Below are 25,307 nucleotides of genomic sequence, written 5' to 3'. Positions count from 1 at the left end.
TAATTTAATTTCAAAATAAAGAATAAACATGATATTAAAAAAAAATAATTCATTAAAAAAATTTAATACATTATCTGTTGATGTTAAAGCAAAAAAAATTATTATTATCAAAGATATAAAAAAATTATTAATAAATTATAAAATATGTAAAAAAAAAAAATTACCTTATTTGATAATAGGAGAAGGAAGTAATATTCTGTTCTTAAAAAATTATATTGGTATTATTTTTATAAACAGAATAAGAGGTATAAATATCATAGAAAAAAAAAACATTGGATACTACATGTTAATTCAGGTGAAAAATGGAATGAATTAGTTAAATACACATTAAAAATTGGGATATTTGGATTAGAAAATTTAGCTTTAATTCCAGGATTAGTTGGATCAGCTCCAATAAATAATATAGGAGCATATGGTCTAGAATTTAAAGATATATGTAGTTATATTGATTTAATGTTTTTGAAAACAAAAAAAATAAAACGAATTTATAAAAAATTTTGTTATTTTGGATATAGACATAGTATTTTTAAAACTAATAAATTTAAAGATTATGTAATAATATCTGTAGGTATAAAGTTATACAAAAAATGGAAACCTATAAATGAGTATAATGGATTAAATATTTTAAATAATAAAAAACTAACACCCCACAAAATATATAACAAAATATGTTCAATTAGGAAAAAAAAAATTCCAAACCCAAAAAATATAGCAAATGCAGGTAGTTTTTTTAAAAACCCAATAATAAATTATAAAAAATTTAAAATTTTAATAAAAAAAAATAAAAATTTACATTTTTATATCCAAAAAAATGGAGATATAAAAATATATGCAGGATGGTTAATAGAAAAATGCAATTTAAAAGGAACTATAATAGGAGGAGCTCAAATACATAATAAACAAGCCCTAATAATAATAAATAAAAATAACGCAACACCTAATGATATAATATCTTTAGCAAGAAAAATCAGAAACAATGTAGCAAAAAAATTCAATATATGGTTAGAACCAGAAGTTAGATTATACGGATCTAAAAATGAAAAAAATATATAAAAATTATAATATTAATTACAATAAAAAAATAATAAATATTATTAATATAATGAGTGACGGAAAATTTTATTCCATCAAAAAAATAAACAAAAAATTAGAAAAAAATATAGTAAATGAAATAAATATTAGAAACATAATTAGAATACTAAAAAAATGGGGTTTAAATATTATTACCTGTGATAATATAAAATATGCATTTAAAAATCGTGTAAAATTATTAAATATTAAAAATATTTATAATATGATAAAAAAAAATTTTTTATATTCCAGTAATAAATTCTACAAACAAATATTTATTAAATAATATAAAAAAATTTAAATCTGGAGATGTATGTATTTCTGAATATCAAACAAAAGGATATGGAAAAAGAAACAAAAAATGGTTCTCACCATTTGGATGTAATATATATATATCAATGTATTGGTGTTTCAACAAACAAAAATATTTCAAACAAAAAGGAATAAGTATAATTATTACTATAAGTATCGCAGAAGTTTTAAAAAATATAGGAGTAAAAAAAATAAAAATTAAATGGCCAAATGATTTATACCTAAATAATAAAAAATTAGCAGGGATAATAATAGAATCATGTGATAAAAATTATAAAAAAATTAGTTTAGCAATAGGAATTGGAATAAATGTTCGAATGAAATACTCTAATACAGATAATGAGATAGATCAGCCATGGATTAGTCTAATAGAATCAGGAATAAATATTGATAGAAACTTAATAATTCCAAAATTGATAAATAAACTAATAGATTCTCTAAAAAAATTTAATAAATACGGTTTTATGAAATTTAAAAATAAATGGTTAATATTTGATAATTATATAAATAAAAAAGTTAAGTTATTTAATGGAAATAATAATATTATAGGGATTAATAAAGGAATAGACATGCAGGGAAACTTATTAATAAAAGTTAATAAACAAATTAAAGTTATCAAAAATGGAAAAATAATACTTAAATAAAAATTTATAATAATACATTATATTAATTTTAATGAATGATTATCACTTTTATATATAATTAAATCTGCTTTATCGCGAGTAGGTAAAATGTTTAATTTTAAATTTAATAAATTAATATCTTCCCAAAATTTATTAGCTATTTTACATACTTTAAATTCAGTAATTTTATTATAATTATAAAAAATAGATTTTAAATTAGAGCGAGAATTTTTAATTAACTGAAAAAATCTATTTATATACCAACATTTTAGTAATTCTTCCGATGAATCAATATATATAGAAAAATCAACAAAATCAGAAATTAAAATATGATTATATATTGGAATATTCTGTAAGATATTTAAACCTTCTATGATAATTATATCAGGTAAATTAATAACTTGTTCACATTTAGGAATAATATCATAAATTTTATGTGAATAAACAGGGATACTAACAGAAGAAATACCTTTTTTTATATTAAATAAAGAACTAAATAATAAATTTATATCATAAGATTCGGGAAATCCTTTTTTATGCATCAATCCTATATTATTTAATATATAATTTGGATACAAAAAACTATCAGTATTTATTAATTCTATTTTAAAATTATTAAATCTTGTTTGTAATAAAAATTGCAATAATTTAGAAATAGTAGTTTTACCTACAGCAACACTACCTGTAATACCAATTATATATGGAATATTGTTTGTTATTTTACATTTACTTAAAAAAAAATCATTTAAAATATATTTATTAGTGCTATTTTTTCTTATTTTTTTACCTAAAATATCCAATATAAAAGAATATATTTTATTATATTTATTAAAAATTAAATTTTTATACACATTTTGATAGTAATTCATATAATTCTATAGTTGTAAAAAATGATAATTAAAATAAACGTATATATTTTTATATAGAACAAAAATTTTTAAAAAAAAGCAATTTATTTATTGTATATTACATAACTTTTATTATATAATAACAGTTTATGTAATATTTTAAAATTAAAATTTATATTTAAAAATATTATAAGCCGGCTTAGCTCAGCAGGTAGAGCAACTGACTTGTAATCAGTAGGTCACCAGTTCGATTCCGGTAGCCGGCAAAATTATTAATAAAAAGGTGGGATACCCAAGCGGCCAAAGGGAGCAGACTGTAAATCTGCCGTCAGAGACTTCGAAGGTTCGAATCCTTCTCCCACCAAAAAATTATACTTTATTATCATTGCGAGCATCATATAAAGGCTATTATCTCAGCCTTCCAAGCTGATGATGCGGGTTCAATTCCCGCTGCTCGCTCCATTTCAAAAGTCTTTTTTATAAAAAGAAAGTATTTAATAAAAAACTTAAAAATTCTATGCTGATATGGCTCAGAAGGTTAGAGCACATCCTTGGTAAGGATGAGGTCCCCAGTTCAAATCTGGGTATCAGCAATATTAAAACAAAATTCTCTCCACAAATCAAATTATTATCAATAATATTCAAATATTTAAATCTGTTTAATATTCAAAAATATTTATGTTTAGTAATAAAATTATAATATTATTGAATATGAATTTAATTTTTTTAAAAAAATGTGATCTAATACATATGTATTTAATAGGATTATTTTATTCTAAATATGAAAATTAAAAAAAAATATCAAAATAAAAAAAATAAAAAAAAACTTACAAAATGGATTTATATATTAAGTATCTTTGTTGTAGATTTTATTATAAGTTATTATTATAAAAAGCATTCAATAACTACAATATTAATTAATTTAATAACTATTACAACATCTATCATTATATTTTTATTGACCGATTTAGGAAAAAAAATAGTAATATTTATCAAAAAAACTAAAAAAGAAGTTAATAATATTATTTGGCCAAAATTTCAAGAAACTTTGTATACTACACTGATAGTAATATTTGTAACTATTATAATATCAATTATTTTATGGGGACTTGATAATCTATTATTTAATTTAATATCTTTCATAACTGAATTAAGGTTATAAAAATGCCTGATACTAAAAAAAAACGTTGGTATGTTATACAAGCATTCTCTGGATTTGAAGGAAAAGTAGCCAAATCAATAAAAGAATATATAAAATTAAACAAAAAAGAAAAATTATTTGGCAAGATTATGGTTCCAAAAGAAGAAGTAATTGAAATAAGAGGAGGTTATAGAAGAAAGAGTGAATACAAATTTTTTCCAGGATACGTTTTAATACAAATGATAATGAATGATGAAAGTTGGCATTTAATACGTAGTGTACCTAGAGTAATGAGTTTTATAGGAGGTACATCAGATAAACCGTCGCCAATAAGCAATAAAGAAGTAAATTTAATTTTAAATAGAATAAAAAAAGCAGGAGAAAAACCTAGACCAAAAACTTTATTTGAACCAGGAGAAATGGTACGTGTAAAAGATGGTCCTTTTGCAGATTTTAATGGAGTAGTAGAAGAAGTAGATTATGAAAAAAATAGATTAAAAGTATCTGTGTCTATTTTTGGTAGATCTACTCCTGTAGAATTAGATTTCGGACAAGTAGAAAAAACCTAAGGAATAGAAAAATGGTCAAAAAAATTAAATCAAAAATAAAACTACAAATTCCTGCAAAAATGGCAAATCCTAGTCCACCAGTTGGACCTGCTTTAGGTCAACAAGGTCTAAACATTATGGAATTTTGTAAGATATTTAATAAAAAAACAGAAAATATAGAAAAAGGATTGCCTATACCTGTAATAATAACTGTATATTCTGATAAATCATTTACATTTATTACTAAAACTCCTCCAGCATCTATTTTATTAAAGAAAGAAGCAGGAATAAAATCAGGATCTAGTAAACCAAAAATAGATAAAGTAGGTAATATTAAACTATCTCAAATAAAAAAAATAGCGCAAATAAAATCAAAAGATATGACAGGTTCAAATATAGAAAAGATAATAAAATCTATTATAGGTACAGCTAATTCTATGGGTTTAATTATAGAGGATGGAGTAAATGTCGAAAAAAACGAAAAGAAGATCAAAAATCTCAAAACAAGTTGATTCAAAAAAAATATATGATGTTAATCAAGCTATAGATATTCTAAAAAAAACAGCAACAGCTAAATTTAACGAAAGTATAGATATTGCAATAAATTTAGGAATAAATACAAAAAAATCTGAACAAAATATTAGAGGAACAGTTTTATTACCAAATGGTACTGGAAAAAAAATAAAAATAGGAGTATTTGCAAAAGATTTAGATATTAAAAAAGCAAAACTAGCAGGAGCCAATTATATAGGAATGGAAAACTTAATCAAAAAGATAAAAGATAAAAAAAATTTACTAGATGTAATAATTGCATCTCCAGATGCAATGAAAATAGTAGGAACAATAGGGTCAATTTTAGGTCCTAGGGGAATAATGCCAAGTCCAAAACTGGGTACTGTAACAAATAATATTTATCAAACAATAAAAAATGTTAAAAAAGGACAGATATATTTTAAAAATGATAAGAATGGAATAATACATAGCATAATTGGAAAAATAAATTTTCAAAAAGAACATATAGTAGAAAATTTAAAAGTATTATTAAAAGCTATCACTCAGATGAAATCTGAAAAGTCTAAAGGAGTATTTTTTAAAAAAGTTACTATTTCTACAACTATGGGAATATCAGTTAATATAAACCACTTAAATCTATAAAATCAAATAGAACTATAAAAAAATATTTTGTTTATTAATAAATAAAATATAAAATTCGTAACATTATAAAAATAGTATATTTATAAATATAGATAAGTATCAATTTATAATGTAAAATTTAAAAATTTTTTAAATTTAAATGAATTAAAATTTTTAATAAAATTTAATAAATAAAATTAAAGAGTATAAATATATGGCATTAAACCTTCAAAATAAAAAAGATATTATATATAAAACAATTGAAATATCAAAATCAGCAATTTCAGCTATTATAGCTGATCCTTCAAGAATAACTGCAAATGAAATAACAAAACTAAGAAAAAAAGCTAGAGAGAAAAATGTAATAATAAACATTATAAAAAACACTTTATTGAGAAAAATAATAAAAAAAACAAATTTTAAATGTTTAAAAAATATATTAAAAGGTCAAAATATAATTGCTTATTCAATAGATAATCCTGGATCAGCAGTTAAATTATTTAAAGAATTTTCAAAAAAAAATAAAAATTTCCAAATAAAAGGAGCTGCATTTGAAGGTAAATTATTATCTTTATCACAAATAGATTATCTTGCAAATATTCCAACTATTAAAGAAGCTTTAACTAAGCTAGCTATAACTCTAAAAATTGCTTCAATAGGAAAATTAGTTTATATAATTTACAATGTATGTAAAATTAAAGAAAAAAATAAAAAGTAAAAATAAATTAATACAAAATTAAATATAATAATTAAAATTATTGTTAGGAATAACTTGTCATGTCAATTACTCAAGAACAAATTTTAGAATCAATATCTAATATGTCTGTTATGGAAGTTATGGAACTTATATCTTCTATAGAAAATAAATTTGGAGTATCAGCTTCTATTCCATTGAATAGTCAAGAAAAAAATACAAAAGAAGAAATAGATGAAAAAACTGAATTTGATGTTATATTAAAATCTATTGGAAGTAATAAAATATCAGTGATTAAATCTGTACGTAGCGCTATAGGATTAGGTCTAAAAGAAGCAAAAGATTTAGTTGAATCATTTCCTGTAACTCTAAAAGAAAATATTAGTAAAGAAGAAGCTAATAATTTAAAAAAATCTCTAGAAGAAGCAGGTGCTCAGGTTGAAATTAAATAATATATATTCTAATTAATAGCATCCTAAATAAATTATAGGATGTTGGCTGGTAACTAGTAATATATAAGTTGCCAGCCTTTTTATGCTTTTATTAAAAGTAATTTATTTAGACTAATAAAAATAAATATAAAAAATAAACATTTTTATTAAAAAAATAAATTTCATATTAAAAAATTAGCAAAGTTATTTAATTCTGAAAAATAATTTAATCAAAAAAATAAGATTTATATAAAAGATATCTGAGGTAATGAATGTTTTATTCTTATACTGAAAAAAAACGAATTAGAAAAGATTTTGGTAAACGTCCGCAAGTTCTAAATATTCCTTACTTACTTTATACACAAATAGAATCTTTTAAAAAATTTATTAAACATAATAATAAAAATATCAGTGGTTTAGAATCAGCATTTAAATCTATTTTTCCTATAAAAAGTTACAGCGAAAATGCCGAGATACAATATATAAATTATAGAATAGGAACAAATACATTTGATGTAAAAGAATGCCAAACAAGGGGAGCAACATACTCTGCACCATTAAAGGTAAAACTACGTTTAGTAATCTATGAAAAAGAATATCAATTTCAAAAAGCTACAATAAAAGAAATAAAAGAACAAGAAGTATATATGGGAGAAATACCATTAATGACCAATAATGGAACTTTCATAATCAATGGAACAGAAAGAGTAATTGTATCCCAATTACATCGTAGTCCAGGAGTATTTTTTGATAGTGATAAAGGAAAAACACATTCTTCTGGAAAAGTTTTATATAATGCTAGAATCATTCCATATAGAGGATCATGGTTAGATTTTGAATTCGATCCAAAAGATAATTTATTTGTAAGAATAGATAGAAGAAGAAAACTACCAGTTAGTGTATTATTACGTGCTTTAAATTATGATACAGAGCAAATTTTGGATATTTTTTTTAAAAAAAATATTTTTGAATTTAAGCATAATAAAATTATGATGGAATTATTTCCAGAAAGATTAAGAGGAGAAACAGCATCTTTTAATATAACATGTAATGGTAATAACTATATAGAAAAGGGTAGAAGAATCACAGCTAAACATATAAAAAAATTAAAATTAGATAGAATAAAAAATATAGAAGTACCTATAGAATATTTAATAGGAAAAAAATTATCTAGAAATTATATTAATAAAATTAATGGAGAAATAATAGCTTTAGCAAATACAGAACTAAATATTGAATTTATATATAAGTTAAAAAATAATGGATTTAATATTATTGAAACATTATTCACTAATGATTTAGATCATGGTGCATATATTTCAGAAACTTTAAAAATTGACTCTACAGAAGACAAATATAGTGCATTAATAGAAATTTATAAAATGATGAGACCAGGAGAACCACCAACAAAAGAGGCTACAGAAAACTTATTTAGAAATTTATTTTTTACAGAAGAAAAATATGATTTATCTAATGTTGGACGCATGAAATTTAATAGTTCTTTATCAAGAAAAAATATTAAAGGATCTAGAATTTTAGATAAAATAGATATTATTGATGTAATTAAGAAATTAATAAGTATAAGAAATGGAAAAGGATCAGTAGATGATATTGATCATTTAGGAAATAGAAGAATTAGATCTGTAGGAGAAATGGTTGAAAATCAATTTAGAATAGGTTTAATTAGAGTAGAAAGAGCTGTTAAAGAAAGATTATCATTAGGTGATTTAGAAACATTAATGCCTCAAGATATAATAAATGCAAAACCTATTTCTTCAGCTATAAAAGAATTTTTCGGGTCAAGTCAATTATCTCAATTCATGGATCAAAATAACCCTTTATCAGAAATTACACATAAAAGAAGAATATCAGCATTAGGAATAGGAGGATTAACAAGAGAAAGAGCAGGTTTTGAAGTAAGAGACGTTCATCCAACACACTACGGAAGAGTATGTCCAATAGAAACTCCTGAAGGACCCAACATTGGTTTAATAAATTCTTTATCTGTATATGCTAAAACTAATAAATATGGCTTTTTAGAAACACCTTATAGAAAAGTAGAGAAAGGAAAAGTTACAGAAGAGATAACTTATTTATCTGCTATAGAAGAAGGAAATTTTATTATAGCACAGGCAAATACAAATATAAATAAAAACGGGGAATTAATTAATAAACAAGTTACCTGTAGATATAAAGGTGAATCAAATCTATTTAATAAATATCAAGTAAATTATATGGATGTATCTACTCAACAGATTGTATCAGTTGGAGCTTCTTTAATACCTTTTCTTGAACATGATGATGCAAATAGAGCATTAATGGGTGCAAATATGCAAAGACAAGCTGTACCTACATTAATAGCTGATAAACCTCTTGTAGGTACAGGAATGGAACGTGCTGTAGCAGTAGATTCAGGAGTAACAATTACAGCAAATAGACCTGGAACAATAAAATATGTAGATGCTTCTAGAATAGTAATTAAAGTTAAAAAAAATAAAAATGATGAACAAGAAGCAGGAATAGACATTTATAACTTAAATAAATATACAAGATCAAACCAAAATACATGCATAAATCAAATACCTTGCGTATCCATAGATGATAAAATTGAAAAAAATGATGTTCTTGCAGATGGTCCCGCAACAGATTTAGGAGAATTAGCTTTAGGACAAAATATGAGAGTAGCATTTATGCCATGGAATGGTTATAACTTTGAAGATTCTATATTAGTTTCTGAAAGAGTGGTACAAGAAGATAGATTTACAACAATACATATACAGGAATTATCTTGCATATCTAGAGATACAAAATTAGGTCCAGAAGAAATTACTTCGGATATTCCTAACGTAGGAGAATCTGCATTATCTAAATTAGACGAATCTGGAATCGTATATATAGGAGCTGAAATAAAAGGTACAGACATACTAGTTGGAAAAGTAACACCTAAAGGAGAAACTCAATTAACTCCAGAAGAAAAACTATTAAGAGCTATATTTGGGGAAAAAGCATCAGATGTAAAAGATTCATCATTAAGGGTACCTAACGGAGTTTCTGGAACTGTAATTGATGTACAAATTTTTACAAGAGATGGTGTAAAAAAAGATAAAAGAGCGCTAGAAATAGAATATATGCAACTAAAAAAAGCTAAAAAAGATTTAAGTGAAGAACTAAAAATATTTAAATTAGAATTGTTTATGAAAATTAAAAAATTACTAATATCTAGTGGAATAAAGAAAAATTATTTAAATATTTTACCTTGTGAAAAATGGCTAGAAATAAAAATAAAAGATAAAAATAACAAAAAAGATCTAAAAAAACTAATAAGCGACTTACATAAATTAGAAAAAAATTTTAATAAAAAATTAGAAATAAAAAAACAAAAAATAACACAAGGAGATGATTTAGCTCCAGGAGTATTAAAAATTGTAAAAGTGTATTTAGCTGTAAAAAGACAAATACAACCAGGAGATAAAATGGCAGGAAGACATGGAAATAAAGGAGTAATATCTAAAATAAATCCAATTGAAGATATGCCTTACGACAATAATGGAAATCCAGTTGATATAGTGTTAAATCCATTAGGAGTTCCTTCTCGTATGAATATTGGACAAATTTTAGAAACTCATTTAGGTCTAGCAGCTAAGGGTATAGGCGACAAAATTAATAAAATGATAAAAACAAAAGAAAAAATAGAAAAAATTAGAAATTTTATACAAAAAGCATATGATATAGGTGAAAATACAAGACAGAAAGTAGATTTACAAAAATTTTCAGAAAAAGAAATTTATGAATTAGCAAAAAACCTAAAAAAAGGCATGCCTATAGCAACTCCTGTTTTTGATGGAGCAAGAGAAAGTGAAATCAAAAAATTACTTAAATTAGCTGATCTACCTGAATCAGGACAAATTGAATTGTTTGATGGAAGAACCGGAGAAAAATTTGAAAGACCTGTTACAGTAGGATATATGTATATGTTAAAATTAAATCATTTGGTAGATGATAAAATGCATGCAAGATCAACAGGATCTTATAGTTTAATAACACAACAACCATTGGGTGGAAAAGCTCAATTTGGAGGACAACGTTTTGGAGAAATGGAAGTATGGGCATTAGAAGCTTATGGTGCATCATATACCTTACAAGAAACGCTAACAGTAAAGTCGGATGATGTCAATGGTCGTACAAAAATGTATAAAAATATAGTGGATGGTAATCATAAAATGGAACCTGGTATGCCTGAATCTTTTAATGTTCTCTTAAAGGAAATTCGTTCTTTAGGTATTAATATTGAATTAGAGCATGAATAATGTTCTAAAAATTAATCCTAATTTAAAGAAAATATATTAGGTAACACCTAAAAATAATAAACTTTAAATATTAACTGAACTAAAGAGAATATTAAAATGAAAGATTTAATAAAATTAATAAAAAAAAGAAATAAAACAGAAGAATTTGATGCTATCAAAATATCATTAGCTTCACCCGATATGATAAGATCATGGTCTTTTGGAGAAGTAAAAAAACCAGAAACTATTAATTATCGTACATTTAAACCTGAAAGAGATGGATTATTTTGCGCTAGAATATTTGGGCCAGTTAAAGATCATGAGTGTTTATGCGGAAAATACAAGAGATTAAAGCATAGAGGAGTAATATGCGAAAAATGCGGAGTAGAAGTTACACAAAGCAAAGTTAGAAGAGACAGAATGGGTCATATAGAATTATCATCACCTACTGCTCATATTTGGTTTTTGAAATCTCTACCTTCACGTATAGGTTTATTACTAGATATGCCATTAAGAGATATTGAAAGAGTATTATATTTTGAATCATACGTAGTAGTAGATGGAGGTATAACTAACCTAGAAAAAAGACAAATTCTTACAGAAGAACAATACTTAGATGCATTAGAAGAATATGGAGATGAATTTAATGCAAAAATGGGAGCAGAAGCTATCCAGTTACTCTTAAAAAACATGAATTTGGTAAAAGAATGTGAATATTTAAAACAGGATATAAATCAAACAAACTCAGAAACGAAAAGAAAAAAAACAACAAAACGTATAAAATTATTAGAATCATTTATAAATTCTAGAAATAAACCAGAATGGATGATATTAACAGTACTACCAGTACTTCCTCCAGATTTAAGACCTTTAGTTCCGTTGGACGGAGGAAGATTTGCAACATCGGATTTAAATGATTTATATAGAAGAGTAATTAATAGAAATAATAGGCTAAAAAGATTATTAGAATTAAATGCTCCTGATATAATAGTACGTAATGAAAAAAGAATGTTACAAGAAGCAGTGGATGCTCTATTAGATAATGGTAGAAGAGGAAGAGCTATAACTGGTTCAAATAAAAGACCTTTAAAATCATTAGCTGATATGATAAAAGGCAAACAAGGTAGATTTCGTCAAAATCTACTAGGAAAAAGAGTAGACTATTCAGGTAGATCTGTTATTACAGTAGGACCTTATTTACATTTAAATCAATGCGGATTACCAAAAAAAATGGCTTTAGAGCTTTTTAAACCTTTTATATATGGAAAGTTAGAAAAAAAAGGTTTAGCCACTACAATAAAATCAGCAAAAAAAATGGTAGAAAGAGAAGAAGCCATAGTCTGGGATATATTAGACGAAGTAATAAACAAACATCCTGTATTATTAAATAGAGCTCCTACTTTACATAGATTAGGTATACAAGCATTTGAACCAATATTAATTGAAGGAAAAGCTATACAACTACATCCTTTAGTATGCGCAGCTTACAACGCAGATTTTGATGGAGATCAAATGGCTGTACACGTTCCATTAACAAAAGAAGCACAATTAGAATCTAGAGCTCTAATGATGTCAACAAATAATATATTATCACCAGCAAATGGAGAACCTATAATTGTACCATCACAAGATGTAGTATTAGGTTTATATTATATGACAAGAAAAAAAATTAATGGAAAAGGAGAAGGAATGATTTTAAATGGACCAAAGGAGGCAGAAAAAATATATAAATTAGGTATAGCTGAATTACATTCTTCTGTTAGGGTAAAAATCAAGGAATATATTAAAAAAAATAACAATTACAAAAAAAAATATAATATTGTTAATACAACAGTCGGTAGAGCTATTTTATGGATGATAGTACCAAAAGGATTACCTTTTAAAATGGTTAACAAAACATTAGGAAAAAAAACTATTTCTCAGATGTTAAATGATTGTTACAGAATTTTAGGAATTAAAAAAACTGTAATATTTGCAGATCAGATTATGTATACAGGATTTGAATATGCTGCAAGATCTGGTTCATCAGTTGGTATTGACGATTTAGTTATTCCTGACATAAAAACCAAAATAATAAAAGAAGCAAAAACAGAAGTTTTAGAAATACAAGATCAATTTCAATCAGGACTTGTAACTGCGGGAGAACGTTATAATAAAGTAATTGATATATGGGCATATGCTAATGAAAAAGTATCAAAAGCAATGATGAAAAATTTATCTACAGAATATGTAATAAATAAAAAAGGAGAACAAGAAAAACAAATTTCATTTAATAATATTTTTATGATGGCTGATTCTGGAGCTAGAGGTTCAGCTGCTCAAATAAGACAGTTAGCAGGAATGAGAGGATTAATGGCTAAACCTGATGGATCGATTATTGAAACTCCAATAACAGCTAATTTTAGAGAAGGATTAAATGTATTACAATATTTTATTTCTACTCACGGCGCTAGAAAAGGTTTAGCAGATACCGCATTAAAAACAGCAAATTCAGGTTATCTTACACGAAGATTAGTTGATGTAGCTCAAGATTTAGTAGTTACTGAAGATGATTGCAATACATATAATGGAATAACTATGACTCCTGTAATAGAAGGTGGTGACGTAAAAGAAACGCTAATAGAAAGAGTTTTAGGACGTGTAACAGCAGAAGATATATATGATAATTATGATTATTCAAATATTTTAATCAAAAGAAATACATTATTAAATGAAAAATGGTGCGACATTATAGAAAAAAATTCAATTGATTTAGTTAAGGTTAGATCTGTAGTAAATTGTGAAACTGATTTTGGAATATGCGCTAGTTGCTATGGAAGAGATTTAGCAAGAGGTAAATTAGTAAATAAAGGCGAAGCTATAGGAGTAATAGCTGCTCAATCTATTGGAGAACCAGGAACACAGTTAACTATGCGTACTTTTCACATAGGAGGAGCTGCTTCTAGAGCTGCAACAGAATCCAGTATACAAATCAGAAATAAAGGAAAAATAAAACTAAAAAATGTAAAATCAGTTATTAATTCAACAGGAAAAATAGTAATAACATCCAGAAATGTTGAACTAAAAATGATTGATGATCATGGAAGAACAAAAGAAAGTTATAAAATACCCTATGGTGCTATAATGTCAAAAGGAAATGGAGAAATAGCTTATACAGGAGAAACTATAGCTAATTGGGACCCCCATACCATGCCAGTAATTACAGAAGTAAATGGATATGTAAAATTCATAGATATGATAGATGGTCAAACAATTATAAGACAAGCTGATGAATTAACAGGTTTATCTTCAATAATAATATTAGATACTTCTGAAAGAACATCATTAGGGAAAGATTTAAGACCAGCATTAAAAATAGTAAATAAAAATAAAGAAGATGTATTAATTCCAGGTACTGATATGCCTGCTCAATACTTTCTTCCAGGTAAATCTATTGTACAATTAGAGGATGGAATTAAAATTAATTCAGGAGATACATTAGCAAGAATTCCTCAAGAATCAGGAGGAACAAAAGATATTACAGGTGGACTACCAAGAGTAGCTGATTTATTCGAAGCAAGAAAACCAAAAGAACTAGCAATTTTAGCAGAAATTAGTGGAATAATTTCTTTTGGAAAAGAAACAAAAGGCAAAAGACGTTTAATAATAAAATCCATGACAGATAATACAAATTATGAAGAAATGATACCTAAATGGCGTCAATTAAATGTATTTGAAGGTGAAATGGTAGAAAAAGGTGATGTAATTTCAGATGGACCAGAATCTTCTCATGATATTTTAAGATTAAGAGGAGTGCAAGCAGTTACTAAATATATTGTAAATGAAGTACAGGAAGTATATAGATTACAAGGAGTTAAAATAAATGATAAACATATTGAAGTTATTGTAAGGCAAATGTTGAGAAAAGTAACAATAAATCAACCAGGAAATTCTTCATTTTTAGAAGGAGAACAAGTAGAATTTTCACGTGTAAAAATAGAAAATCGCAAATTAAAAATAAACAAAAAAAAACAAGCAACTTTTACAAGAGACTTACTTGGAATAACAAAAGCATCTTTAGCAACAGAATCTTTTATATCAGCAGCATCTTTTCAAGAAACTACAAGAGTTTTAACAGAAGCAGCAGTAGCAGGAAAAAAAGATAAGCTTAGAGGATTAAAAGAAAATGTAATAGTAGGTAGATTAATTCCAGCAGGAACTGGATATACTTACCACAAGATACGTTTAAAAAATAGAAAAAAACAAAAAAACAAAATTAAATCAACATCGACAAAGAAAAAAAATAAATCAATGAGTGTAGAAGAAGCTTCTGCTAATTTAGCAGAATTACTAAATTCTAGCATAATAAAATAATAAAAAACAATATTTTCTATGCTATAATCACAAGATATTAATTATAGGATAATATCTTGTGAATTTTAAAATTTTATCTTCTACCTAAATAATAATCCCAATCTTTAAATATAGGTTGTAATCCTAATCTTATCATAGCATCTGAAACTTCTTTAGGTGTTCTTTTATCTCTTAAAGAAAACTGTTCTAATTCAGAAAAACTAGATGAGTTATTATATCCTCCTGGAGATGTTTTTGAAAAAACACTCATAGAATTTATAGCTATAGGTACAATATTATCTCTTAAATATTCTGATTCTCTTGTAGACAAAGATAGTTCTAGCTCAGGAGCAAGCAAACGAAAAGTACAGATAATTTGTAAAAAATGTAAATCAGAAATAATATTTTTATTTTTTATACCTCCCATACAAGATCTCAGTCTAGGAAAAGAAATAGAAAAAGAAGTCTTCCAATAAATTTTTCTTAACCAAAGAAAATGTAAAGCCATAAAATAACAATCTACTCTCCAATTATCTGATAAACCTAATAATATTCCTAAACCAATCTTATTTATTCCAGACTTTCCAATTATATCGGGAGTTTTTAATCGAAAGAAAAAATCTGCTTTATTACCTTTTAAATGGTGATAATCATAACATTTCTTACTATAAGTTTCTTGATATAAATAAAAACCATCAATACCATATTGTTTCAATAAAGTATATTCATCTTGCATTAATGGTTGTACTTCCATAAAAACACTGCTAAATTTATCGCGTAAAATGTTTATATGTTTTAAAAAATATTTCATGCCAACTTTATTATTATGTTCTCCTGTAACTAATAATATTCTATCTAAACCTAATTTTTTAATTACTTTACACTCATCGATAATTTCTGAAGCATTCAATATTTTTCTTTTAATTTTATTATTGATGGAAAAACCACAATAAGTACATTCATTTGAACATAAATTAGAAAGATATAAAGGAATAAAAAAACTAATAGTATTACCAAATCTCTGACGGGTTAAATACTTAGATTTTTGTGATATATGTTCTATATAATTAGCTGCAGAAGGAGATAATAAAGACATAATACCCTCATTATCTAGTTTATAAGAATTTAATGCTAATTCAACATCTTTGTAAGTTTTATTATTAATACGTAATGCAATATCTTCCCAATCAATATTTTTCCAAATGTCAGTAAAATATTTCATTCAATATTTTTCCCAAAATTAAAATAAAAAATTTGTTAATGGACTACTAGAAATAGAATATTTACTCTTTTGTACCAAACCACTATCGAAAGAAAGCAATCCAGATTTTACAGCAAAAGCAAAAGACTTAGCCATTTTTTTTGGATTATTAGAAACAGCGATAGCAGTATTAACTAAAACACCACTAGCTCCCATTTCAATAGCTTCAGCAGCATGACTAGGAGCTCCAATACCAGCATCAATAATTACAGGAATATTAGATTGTTCAATAATAATTCTTAATAAATCTTTGGTTAAAAGACCTTTATTACTACCTATAGCTGAACCTAAAGGCATAACTGCTGAACAACCTACTTCTTCAAGATATTTACATAAAATAGGATCAGCATTACAATAAGGTAAAACTATAAAACCTTTTTTCACTAATTTTTCAGCAGCTTTAAGTGTTTCTATAGGATCTGGCATTAAGTATTTTGAATCCGGATGTATTTCTAATTTAATCCAATTTGTTTTTAATGCTTCTCTGGCTATTTCAGCTGCTAAAACAGCTTCAATAGAATCCTTAGCCCCGGAAGTATTAGGTATAATATTTATATTAAGATTTTTTATAGAAGATAAAATATTATCTTCATTTTTTCTTTTGAGATCTAAACGTTTTATAGAAACAGTTATTAAGTTAGTTTCAGAGGCAATTATAGCATCTACCATTAAAGATGAAGATGCAAATTTTCCTGTTCCTATAAATAAATGAGACTTAAAAAATTTATTTGCAATTTTAAGCATACTAACCTCCATTTATTGCATGGAAAACAACTATTTTATCACCATCTTTTAAAAAATTATTAATCCAATTAGAATCAGATATAACTGTACTATTTACAGCAAAAGCAATTCCGTTAATATCTAATTTTAAAGTATCTATTAAATTACTAATAGAATATGGAATATTTAATTTAATTTGACTATCATTCACCCAAATTTTAATCATATAAAACTCCACATACATTACAGTTAGAAGAACGTTGTAAATTTAAAATACTATGATTTAATTTATTACCATCAAACAAATATATTTTATTTTTTAAAGAAGAACATTCATTAGTTAATAATTTTAAACATTCTAATGCTTGAAAGGAACCTATTATCCCAACAATAGGACCTAAAACTCCAAAATTATCACAATTATTAGATAAATTATTATTTACTTTCCATATACAATTATAGCAACCACAATCCCATGGAGGCATAATTATTATTATTTGTCCTAATAAACCAATGGCACTACCAATAATTAAAGGTTTATTATTCATAACACATACATTATTTATCAAAGAACGAGTTTTAAAATTATCACTACAATCAATAACTAAATCTACTTTATCTATAATAGTAGATATAATTTTTTTGTCTATAAAATAAGGAATGGGTTTAACTATACAATTAGGATTTACTTTTAACAAATACTCTTTAGATAAAAAAACTTTTTTCTTACCAATGTCTTTAGTAAAATAAACTATTTGTCTTTGTAAATTACTTATATCTAAATTATCATGATCTGCAATATACATCTTTCCAACACCAGCAGCAGCTAAATATAAAGCTACTGGAGCACCTAAACCTCCAATACCTACTATTAAAATCGTACTATTTTTAAGTTTAAGTTGTTTATTTTCATTAAAATTTTTCAATAACAAATTTCTACTATACCTTAAAAAATCTTCATTATTTAACATAAAATTAAACCTTTGTTAATTTAGAGTTTACAAGTTTTAATAAATTCAAAGTATCTTTTTTCCAATTAGAAGATTTAGTTATAGCACTTATGACAGAAATACCATTAACTCCAGTAGACAATACAGAATTAGCATTTTTAATGTTAATACCACCAATAGCAACTGTTGGTATAGTATGTATATTATTTACATGTTCTCGCAATTTATATATTCCTTGAGGAGTAGAAGGCATTTTTTTTGTTTTAGTTTTAAAAATATGTCCTAAAGCTATATAAGAAGGATTTAACTTAATTGCAATATTTACTTCAGAATAATTATGAGTTGATATTCCTATTCTTAATCCAGAATTGCATAAATATAATAAATCTGAAGATAATAAATCTTCTTGGCCTAAATGAACTCCATAAGATTTATATTCAATAGCTAGTTCCCAATAATCATTAATAAATAGTTTTACTTTATAAAATTTACATATATTAGTTGCTTTATAAATTATATATTTAATTTTTTTAATTGGTTTATTTTTTATACGTAATTGAATTATTTTAACACCGACTTTAATTAATCTTAAAATCCATTTAATATTATGTACTATAGGATATAAACCTATATTTTTTATAGTACGTGGAAAATTATACATAAATACTTCTCTTCATTATTTTAACAAAAATTAAAACTAGTTAAATTAGTAATTTAATTAAATAAAATACAAAGTTATAAACTATAAAAACAATTAATTTTAAATTAAAAAATATTTGTAAATAAAAAATGATATATTTTATATTAAAATAAAATATTAAATTATAATTTCTAATATTATTTCATAATTAAAAATCAAATAAAAATTTAAAAATAAGTTCTATATTATATAGTAATTAAAAAATATTCTGATATTTATATAAAAAATATAAATTAAAATAACTTATAATGAATAATTAGTTATTTAATTTATCTGAACATATTAAAAAGTTTATTTAAAAAACTAAAAAACTAATTTATTGATTTAATATTATATAATAATAAGAGAAAAAATAAATGAAAAATAATATATTAATAAAAAATGCAATTTTAAGCGTACAAGACAAATCTGGAATTCAAGAATTTGCAAAAAATCTGTCAAAATTAGGAGTTAAAATACTATGCACAGAAGGCACTGCAAATTTTCTTAAAAAATCTAATATAGATGTAATAAATATATCAAATTACATTAAATTACCAGAAATTTTTAATAAAAGAGTCAAAACATTACATTACAAAATATATGGAGGAATACTTCACAGAGGCGAAAAAGATAAAAATATAATAAAAAAATACAAAATAATTCCTATTGATATGGTTATAATAAATTTTTATTCACTTAATAATTTAGAATTATATGAAAATATTACAGAAAATATTGATATAGGAGGACCTTCAATGATAAGGGCTGCTGCAAAAAACTATAAATATATAACAGCTGTAACAAATAATTCACAATACAAAAAAATTATAAAAGAAATGAAAAATAATGAAAATTGCGTCACGTTAAATACAAGACTAAAACTTGCTAAAATTGCATTTAAAAATACATTAAATTACGAAACATTAGTCAATAAAATTTTTAATAAAAAAATAGAAAAATCAAAAAATAAAAATAAAATAATATTACCAGAAGTAATAAATTTGAAGTTAACAAAAAAACAAGAAATGAGATATGGAGAAAACCAGCATCAAAAATCAGCTTTGTACGAAAGTAAGAATTTAGAATATATGTTTAGTATTAAGAATAAAAATATAGGAAAAAAACTATCTTATAATAATATAGAAGATGTAAACACAGCAATAGAATGTATAGATCAATTCAAAAAACCTGCATGTGTAATTGTAAAACATTCAAATCCCTGTGGAGCAGCAATAGATTCAACAATTCTTAAAGCTTATATAAAAGCTCAAAAAGCAGATCCTATTTCATCTTTTGGAGGAATTGTTGCTTTTAATAAAAAATTAGACTATTTAACAGCTACAGAAATTATGAAAAAACAATTTGTAGAAATAATTATAACTCCTGAAATAGAAGAAAAAACATTAAATGTTATTAATACAAAGAAAAATATAAGAGTAATAATTTATAAAAAAAATAATACATTTAAAAGTTTGATAGATATTAAAAGTGTTCATGGAGGATTTTTATTACAGGAACATAATACTAATAATATTGATATAAAAAAAATAAAAATAGTTACAAAAAGAGAACCTAATGATACAGAAATAAATGATTCAATATTTGCATGGAAAATAGCAAAGTTTGTAAAATCTAATGCTATTGTATTTGCTAAAAATAACATAACTCTAGGCATAGGATCAGGACAAACTAGTAGAATATATGCTACTAAAATCGCAAAAATGAAATCTGAACAAATAAATAAAAATCTAAAAAATTCTGTCATGGCTTCTGATGCATTCTTCACTTTTACTGATAATATAACAGTTGCAGAACAAATTGGTGTTAAATGTATAATTCAACCTGGTGGATCTATAAAAGATAAAGAAATTATACAAGAAGCTAATAAACATAACATATCTATGATATTTACTAATATACGTAATTTTAGACACTAAAAATAACAATATATAATTTTTATTATGAAATGTTTAGATATTACTAAATCAAAAAAACAAAAAATTTAGTAATATCTAATTTTTTATAGATAAAGTTTCATTTATTCAAAAATTATTTTACTTTATATTTTTTACGTAAATTTTTAGAAGCAATAACCATATTTTTTAGTGATAATATTGTTTCTTTCCAATTTCTAGTTTTTAATCCGCAATCAGGATTAACCCATAAACGATTAATAGGAATAAACTTTAATGCTTTTATTAATAATGATTCTATATATTTAATATCAGGTACAGTTGGAGAATGAATATCATAAACTCCTGGTCCTATTTCATTAGGATAAGAAAACTTTTCAAAAATATTTAAAAGATCCATATCTGATCTAGAAGTTTCTATAGTAATTACATCGGCATCCAAGGCAGAAATAGAATCTATTATATCATTAAATTCACAATAACACATATGTGTATGAATTTGAGTAGAATTTTTAACAGAAGAAGAACTTAAACGAAAAGAATCTACAGCCCATTTAAGATAACTATTCCATTCCGATTGACGTAAAGGTAAACCTTCTCTTAAAGCAGGTTCATCAATTTGAATTACATTTATACCTGATTTTTCTAAATCTGTTACTTCATCTCTTAATGATAATGCTATTTGTTTAGCGATAACTTCTCTAGATATATCTTCTCTAGGAAAAGACCAACATAAAATGGTAACCGGGCCAGTCAACATTCCTTTAACAGGCTTTGATGTTAAAGATTGAGCATAACTAGTCCATTTTATAGTAATAGGATTTTTACGACTTATATCACCAATAATTATAGGAGGTTTAACGCATCTAGAACCATAACTTTGAACCCATCCATTAAATGTAAAAACAAATCCATCTAAATATTCACCAAAATATTCAACCATATCATTACGTTCAGGTTCGCCATGCACTAACAAATCTATATCCAAACGTTCTTGTTCTAGAATAACTTTTTTAATATTCTCTTTGATAATTTTATTATATTCTTTAATAGATATCTTACCTGATTTAAATTCTAAACGTGATTTACGTATATCATCTGTTTGAGGGAATGATCCTATAGTTGTAGTAGGAAGTAAAGGTAAATTTAACTTATCTCTCTGGTCATTACATCTAATAGAATACACATTTTTACGATTCATATCACTTGCAGAAATATTTTCTACACGTTTTGCAACAAATGGATTATGAACTATTTTAGAATAATTTCTAGATCTAATAGCATTACTCCAATCGTTTATATAATTAGTATTATTATTGTTTATAGCATCAGTAATTAAAGATAGTTCTTTACATTTCTGTACAGAAAAAGAAAACCAGTTTTTAACTTCATCATCTAAATACTTTTCTTGATTTAAATCAATAGGACTATGCATCAAGGAACAAGAAGATCCCAGCCAAATTTTTTTATGTTTTATTATAATTGGTTTTATAATATTAAACCAATTAACTAAATCAGCTTTCCATATATTTTTTCCATTAATTATTCCTAAAGATAAAACTTTATCAGAGGAAATTTTAGATACAAAATCATCTAAATTATATTTTCCATATAATAAATCTATATGAATTCCATCTACATATGATTGATTAATATAATCTATATTATGATTTATACTACCAAAATATGTAGTTAATAATATCTTGATATCACTAGTATGTTTAAATTTCTTATAAATGTTTTTAAAAGAAGACAACCAATTATTAGGTAAATCCATAGATAAAACTGGTTCGTCTATTTGTACCCAAGTAATACCACGTTTAGATAATTCAGAAATAATATAACTATATATAGGAAAAATACGATCTAATAAATTTAAACGTTCAAAGAAATTTCCTTTAACTTTTCCTAACCATAAATAGGTAATAGGACCTAAAATAACTGGTTTAATATTATAACCTAAGCTTAAAGCTTCATCAACTTCATCTAATAACTGAGACCAAGAATAAATAAAAGATTGATTTTCAGTAAATTCTGGAACTATATAATGATAATTTGTATTAAACCATTTTGTCATTTCAGAAGCTTGAGTTGATTTTTTATTTTTATAAACACCTCTAGCAATTAAAAATAAAGTATCAATATCTACTTTATTATTAGAAATTGCCATATGACGAAGAGGAATATTGCCTAATAATAAACTAGTATTTAATACATGATCATACCAAGCAAAATCACCTACTGGCAATAAATTAATTCCTTGGTCTTTCTGTATTTTCCAATTTTTTGCTCTTATCTTTTTACCAATAGATAATAACTTAGATTTCGTAATATTACCTAACCAATAATTTTCTTGAGCTTTTTTTAATTCTCTATTTATACCAATTCTAGGAAATCCCAAGATATGATTCACAATAGACATATAATAAACCTCTTAATTAAAAAATAAAAACATCTCATAATAAAAAGAATAATTTTATTTATTATGTTATATATTACATTAAAACTTAATATATAATTCCAGTAAATAATAAAAATTACAAGCGATAATTATTCATTATAAATATAAAAAAATATCATGATAAAAATTAAAAATTTAAAAACACTTCAGGCTGTTAAAAAAAGTGGTTCAATTTCAGAAGCAGCTAAAATATTAAATCAAACACAATCAGCAATATCTCATCAATTTAATATATTAGAAAAAAAATTAGGATTTAATTTATTTCAAAGAAAAACATCACCTATTAAATTTACTTATCAAGGAAAAATTTTATTAAATTTAGCTGAAATAGTATTACCAAAAATTAATAAAGCTCTACAAGAATGTATGAATAAAGAAAAAAAGACTATTAGAATTTCTATTGAATGTCATAGCTGTATTCAATGGTTAGTAAAAGTTTTAAAAAAATTCAAAATACAATGGCCAAAAATAGCAATTGATTTTAAATCAAATATGACTTTTAATCCCCAGCCTCAACTAAAAAAGGCAAAATTAGATATTATTTTTACATCTGAAATATTAAATAAAAATGAATTAAAATATATACCTATATTTGATTTTGAAGTAAAATTAATTTTTTCACCTATTCATTATCTAGCTAAAGCAAAAAAAGATATTTTACCTAATGATATAGCTTTAGAAACATTTATGATATATCCAATTCCAAAAAATAGATTAGATATTTGGCGTGTATTTCTAAAACCATCAAATATTTTTCCAATATTCAAAACAGTAGATAATACTTTATTATTAATACAAATGGTATCAGCAAACATGGGAATAACAGCTTTACCATATTGGACTGTAAAAAATTTTGAAAAACAAGGATTAATAGTTACTAAAAAAATAGGAAAAAATGGTATAAGAAAAACACTATATGCTGCTGTGCTTAAAAACCAAAAACTGAATCCAATTGTTCAAGATTTTATAAAATTTACTAAAATATATACCGATAACATAAATTAAAAATATAATTTGTTTATATATTTAGAAACACCTTCATTTATATTACTATCTATAATCTCTATATTAGGTAAATCATATTTTAATCTTGGATCTGCATTTAACATTATACAACCTTTTCCAGCCATAACAAGCATTTCCTTATCATTCATGCCATCTCCAAATGCAATGCAAGATTCTAAGGTTAATCCTAAGTATTCAGCAACAAATTGCAAAGCTATACCTTTAGATACATTACCAGAAATAACTTCTAAACATGAAGGACACGAAAAAGCAACATTTATTTTATTACCCCAAATAAGAGAAATTTCTTTTTTTAAATTAATTAACTTATTTAAATCATGACAAGTAAAAAAAACTTTACTAATATTAGTAGCAACAAAACAATCAAGTTCAAATAATTTATAATAAAAATTAGATTCTTTATAAAATATATCTTCCTGTAAACATGGTCTATTTATATACCAACCATCATCTTTATATACTTGAGTAATAATATCAGGATCGTAATATTTAATTTTACATAAATCTAAGGAAATTTGATTATCTAAATTATATTCCATTATCAATTCATTAAAATCATTATGTACTCTAGCTCCGTTAGAAGTTATTAAGAATGCTGAAATATCTATTTTTTTTTTAATAAAAGATACATCTTTATAATGACGACCTGTAGCAAAAATAAAATAGATACCTTTAGAAATAAGTAAACGTAAAGTTTTTATAGTATAAGAACTTAAAGTATGTTCAGGAGTTAATAATGTACCATCAAGATCAGATGCAACAATTTTATACATGATATGATAACACCTCATAATTAATTTTAATAACTATATAAATATTACAATATTTTTTTTAATTATTATATATTATTTATTAAATATAAAAACAATAA

The 25,307-nt window shown here is 24.3% G+C and carries 22 protein-coding genes and 4 tRNA genes; 18 read left to right on the top strand and 8 right to left on the bottom strand.

Annotation, left to right across the window (positions count from 1 at the left end; translation table 11 throughout):
• The first annotated feature begins 28 nt into the window (after positions 1–28).
• From AB4W60_RS00275 to AB4W60_RS00260, 4 genes are read left to right on the top strand one after another with little or no spacing between them, the layout of a single operon-like run.
• Entirely contained in the window at positions 29–316 is a 288-nt protein-coding gene (locus tag AB4W60_RS00275; protein ID WP_343188687.1) for a hypothetical protein, read from the top strand.
• Positions 277–1,053: a UDP-N-acetylmuramate dehydrogenase gene (murB, locus tag AB4W60_RS00270; protein WP_367676337.1), complete on the top strand. Its 777-nt coding sequence runs from the start codon at positions 277–279 to the stop codon at positions 1,051–1,053. The genes AB4W60_RS00275 and murB overlap by 40 nt, the downstream gene beginning before the upstream one ends.
• Positions 1,037–1,357 carry a hypothetical protein gene (locus AB4W60_RS00265; protein WP_343188686.1) on the top strand — a complete coding sequence of 107 codons (321 nt, stop codon included), beginning with the start codon at positions 1,037–1,039 and terminating at the stop codon, positions 1,355–1,357. The genes murB and AB4W60_RS00265 overlap by 17 nt, the downstream gene beginning before the upstream one ends.
• Positions 1,308–2,027, top strand: a complete 720-nt coding sequence (locus tag AB4W60_RS00260; protein WP_367676336.1) for a biotin--[acetyl-CoA-carboxylase] ligase — start codon at positions 1,308–1,310, stop codon at positions 2,025–2,027. Before AB4W60_RS00265 ends, AB4W60_RS00260 begins: the two co-directional genes overlap by 50 nt.
• A gap of 17 nt (positions 2,028–2,044) precedes the next feature.
• On the opposite strand, the gene coaA is transcribed toward AB4W60_RS00260, so the two are convergent.
• Positions 2,045–2,875: a type I pantothenate kinase gene (gene coaA / locus AB4W60_RS00255; RefSeq protein WP_343188685.1), complete on the bottom strand. Its 831-nt coding sequence runs from the start codon at positions 2,873–2,875 to the stop codon at positions 2,045–2,047.
• 172 nt (positions 2,876–3,047) lie between these two features.
• On the opposite strand from coaA, the gene AB4W60_RS00250 reads away from it, so the two are divergent.
• From AB4W60_RS00250 to rpoC, 12 genes are all read left to right on the top strand, one after another.
• Positions 3,048–3,120: transfer RNA gene (locus AB4W60_RS00250), tRNA-Thr, on the top strand.
• 16 nt (positions 3,121–3,136) lie between these two features.
• Positions 3,137–3,218 (top strand) — tRNA-Tyr (locus tag AB4W60_RS00245).
• A 23-nt stretch (positions 3,219–3,241) separates the two neighbouring features.
• Positions 3,242–3,316, top strand: a tRNA-Gly gene (locus tag AB4W60_RS00240).
• 57 nt (positions 3,317–3,373) lie between these two features.
• A tRNA-Thr gene (locus tag AB4W60_RS00235) sits at positions 3,374–3,447 on the top strand.
• 188 nt (positions 3,448–3,635) lie between these two features.
• Complete coding sequence (gene secE / locus AB4W60_RS00230) at positions 3,636–4,016, top strand: preprotein translocase subunit SecE (protein ID WP_343188684.1); 381 nt, start codon at positions 3,636–3,638, stop codon at positions 4,014–4,016.
• Positions 4,017–4,018: 2 nt separating this feature from the next.
• Positions 4,019–4,564 (top strand): transcription termination/antitermination protein NusG, encoded by a 546-nt coding sequence (gene nusG / locus AB4W60_RS00225; protein ID WP_343188683.1) that lies wholly within the window; start codon positions 4,019–4,021, stop codon positions 4,562–4,564.
• 11 nt (positions 4,565–4,575) lie between these two features.
• Positions 4,576–5,055 carry a 50S ribosomal protein L11 gene (rplK, locus tag AB4W60_RS00220; RefSeq protein WP_367676177.1) on the top strand — a complete coding sequence of 160 codons (480 nt, stop codon included), beginning with the start codon at positions 4,576–4,578 and terminating at the stop codon, positions 5,053–5,055.
• Positions 5,009–5,698: a 50S ribosomal protein L1 gene (gene rplA / locus AB4W60_RS00215; RefSeq protein ID WP_367676176.1), complete on the top strand. Its 690-nt coding sequence runs from the start codon at positions 5,009–5,011 to the stop codon at positions 5,696–5,698. The genes rplK and rplA overlap by 47 nt, the downstream gene beginning before the upstream one ends.
• 193 nt (positions 5,699–5,891) lie before the next feature.
• On the top strand, positions 5,892–6,395 hold the full coding sequence (rplJ, locus tag AB4W60_RS00210) for a 50S ribosomal protein L10 (RefSeq protein ID WP_367676175.1): 504 nt from the start codon (positions 5,892–5,894) through the stop codon (positions 6,393–6,395).
• Between the two features lie 59 nt (positions 6,396–6,454).
• The gene (gene rplL / locus AB4W60_RS00205) at positions 6,455–6,823 is read left to right on the top strand and encodes a 50S ribosomal protein L7/L12 (RefSeq protein ID WP_343188679.1); all 369 of its coding nucleotides are present in this window, start codon (positions 6,455–6,457) and stop codon (positions 6,821–6,823) included.
• A gap of 251 nt (positions 6,824–7,074) precedes the next feature.
• Positions 7,075–11,109, top strand: a complete 4,035-nt coding sequence (gene rpoB, locus AB4W60_RS00200) for a DNA-directed RNA polymerase subunit beta (RefSeq protein WP_367676174.1) — start codon at positions 7,075–7,077, stop codon at positions 11,107–11,109.
• A 96-nt stretch (positions 11,110–11,205) separates the two neighbouring features.
• Positions 11,206–15,441 (top strand): DNA-directed RNA polymerase subunit beta', encoded by a 4,236-nt coding sequence (gene rpoC / locus AB4W60_RS00195; RefSeq protein ID WP_367676173.1) that lies wholly within the window; start codon positions 11,206–11,208, stop codon positions 15,439–15,441.
• 73 nt (positions 15,442–15,514) lie between these two features.
• Here the strand turns inward: rpoC and thiH are convergent, their stop codons facing one another.
• The 5 genes from thiH to thiE are packed head-to-tail and all read right to left on the bottom strand — an operon-like array spanning position 15,515 to position 19,015.
• Positions 15,515–16,642: a 2-iminoacetate synthase ThiH gene (gene thiH, locus AB4W60_RS00190; RefSeq protein ID WP_367676172.1), complete on the bottom strand. Its 1,128-nt coding sequence runs from the start codon at positions 16,640–16,642 to the stop codon at positions 15,515–15,517.
• An 18-nt stretch (positions 16,643–16,660) separates the two neighbouring features.
• Positions 16,661–17,425: a thiazole synthase gene (locus tag AB4W60_RS00185; protein ID WP_343188675.1), complete on the bottom strand. Its 765-nt coding sequence runs from the start codon at positions 17,423–17,425 to the stop codon at positions 16,661–16,663.
• A 1-nt stretch (position 17,426) separates the two neighbouring features.
• Complete coding sequence (gene thiS / locus AB4W60_RS00180; RefSeq protein ID WP_343188674.1) at positions 17,427–17,630, bottom strand: sulfur carrier protein ThiS; 204 nt, start codon at positions 17,628–17,630, stop codon at positions 17,427–17,429.
• A complete protein-coding gene (locus AB4W60_RS00175; protein WP_367676171.1) occupies positions 17,623–18,375 on the bottom strand; it encodes a ThiF family adenylyltransferase in 753 nt (250 codons plus the stop codon). The genes thiS and AB4W60_RS00175 overlap by 8 nt, the downstream gene beginning before the upstream one ends.
• A gap of 4 nt (positions 18,376–18,379) precedes the next feature.
• Positions 18,380–19,015, bottom strand: a complete 636-nt coding sequence (thiE, locus tag AB4W60_RS00170) for a thiamine phosphate synthase (RefSeq protein WP_367676170.1) — start codon at positions 19,013–19,015, stop codon at positions 18,380–18,382.
• Between the two features lie 395 nt (positions 19,016–19,410).
• On the opposite strand from thiE, the gene purH reads away from it, so the two are divergent.
• Positions 19,411–20,973, top strand: coding sequence for a bifunctional phosphoribosylaminoimidazolecarboxamide formyltransferase/IMP cyclohydrolase (gene purH, locus AB4W60_RS00165; protein WP_367676169.1), 1,563 nt, complete (start codon positions 19,411–19,413; stop codon positions 20,971–20,973).
• 112 nt (positions 20,974–21,085) lie between these two features.
• On the opposite strand, the gene metE is transcribed toward purH, so the two are convergent.
• Entirely contained in the window at positions 21,086–23,371 is a 2,286-nt protein-coding gene (metE, locus tag AB4W60_RS00160) for a 5-methyltetrahydropteroyltriglutamate--homocysteine S-methyltransferase (RefSeq protein WP_367676168.1), read from the bottom strand.
• Between the two features lie 156 nt (positions 23,372–23,527).
• On the opposite strand from metE, the gene AB4W60_RS00155 reads away from it, so the two are divergent.
• Positions 23,528–24,415 (top strand): LysR substrate-binding domain-containing protein, encoded by an 888-nt coding sequence (locus AB4W60_RS00155; protein ID WP_367676167.1) that lies wholly within the window; start codon positions 23,528–23,530, stop codon positions 24,413–24,415.
• Here AB4W60_RS00155 and AB4W60_RS00150 read toward each other — a convergent pair.
• A complete protein-coding gene (locus tag AB4W60_RS00150; RefSeq protein ID WP_367676166.1) occupies positions 24,412–25,209 on the bottom strand; it encodes a Cof-type HAD-IIB family hydrolase in 798 nt (265 codons plus the stop codon). The genes AB4W60_RS00155 and AB4W60_RS00150 overlap by 4 nt on opposite strands.
• Positions 25,210–25,307 lie beyond the last annotated feature (98 nt).

The sequence above is a fragment of the Buchnera aphidicola (Neophyllaphis podocarpi) genome (assembly GCF_964059055.1).
In the GTDB taxonomy this organism is placed as follows: domain Bacteria; phylum Pseudomonadota; class Gammaproteobacteria; order Enterobacterales; family Enterobacteriaceae; genus Buchnera_M; species Buchnera_M aphidicola_A.
The sequence above is the reverse complement of the archived record's forward strand: the minus strand, read 5'-3'. Positions and strand labels throughout refer to the sequence as shown.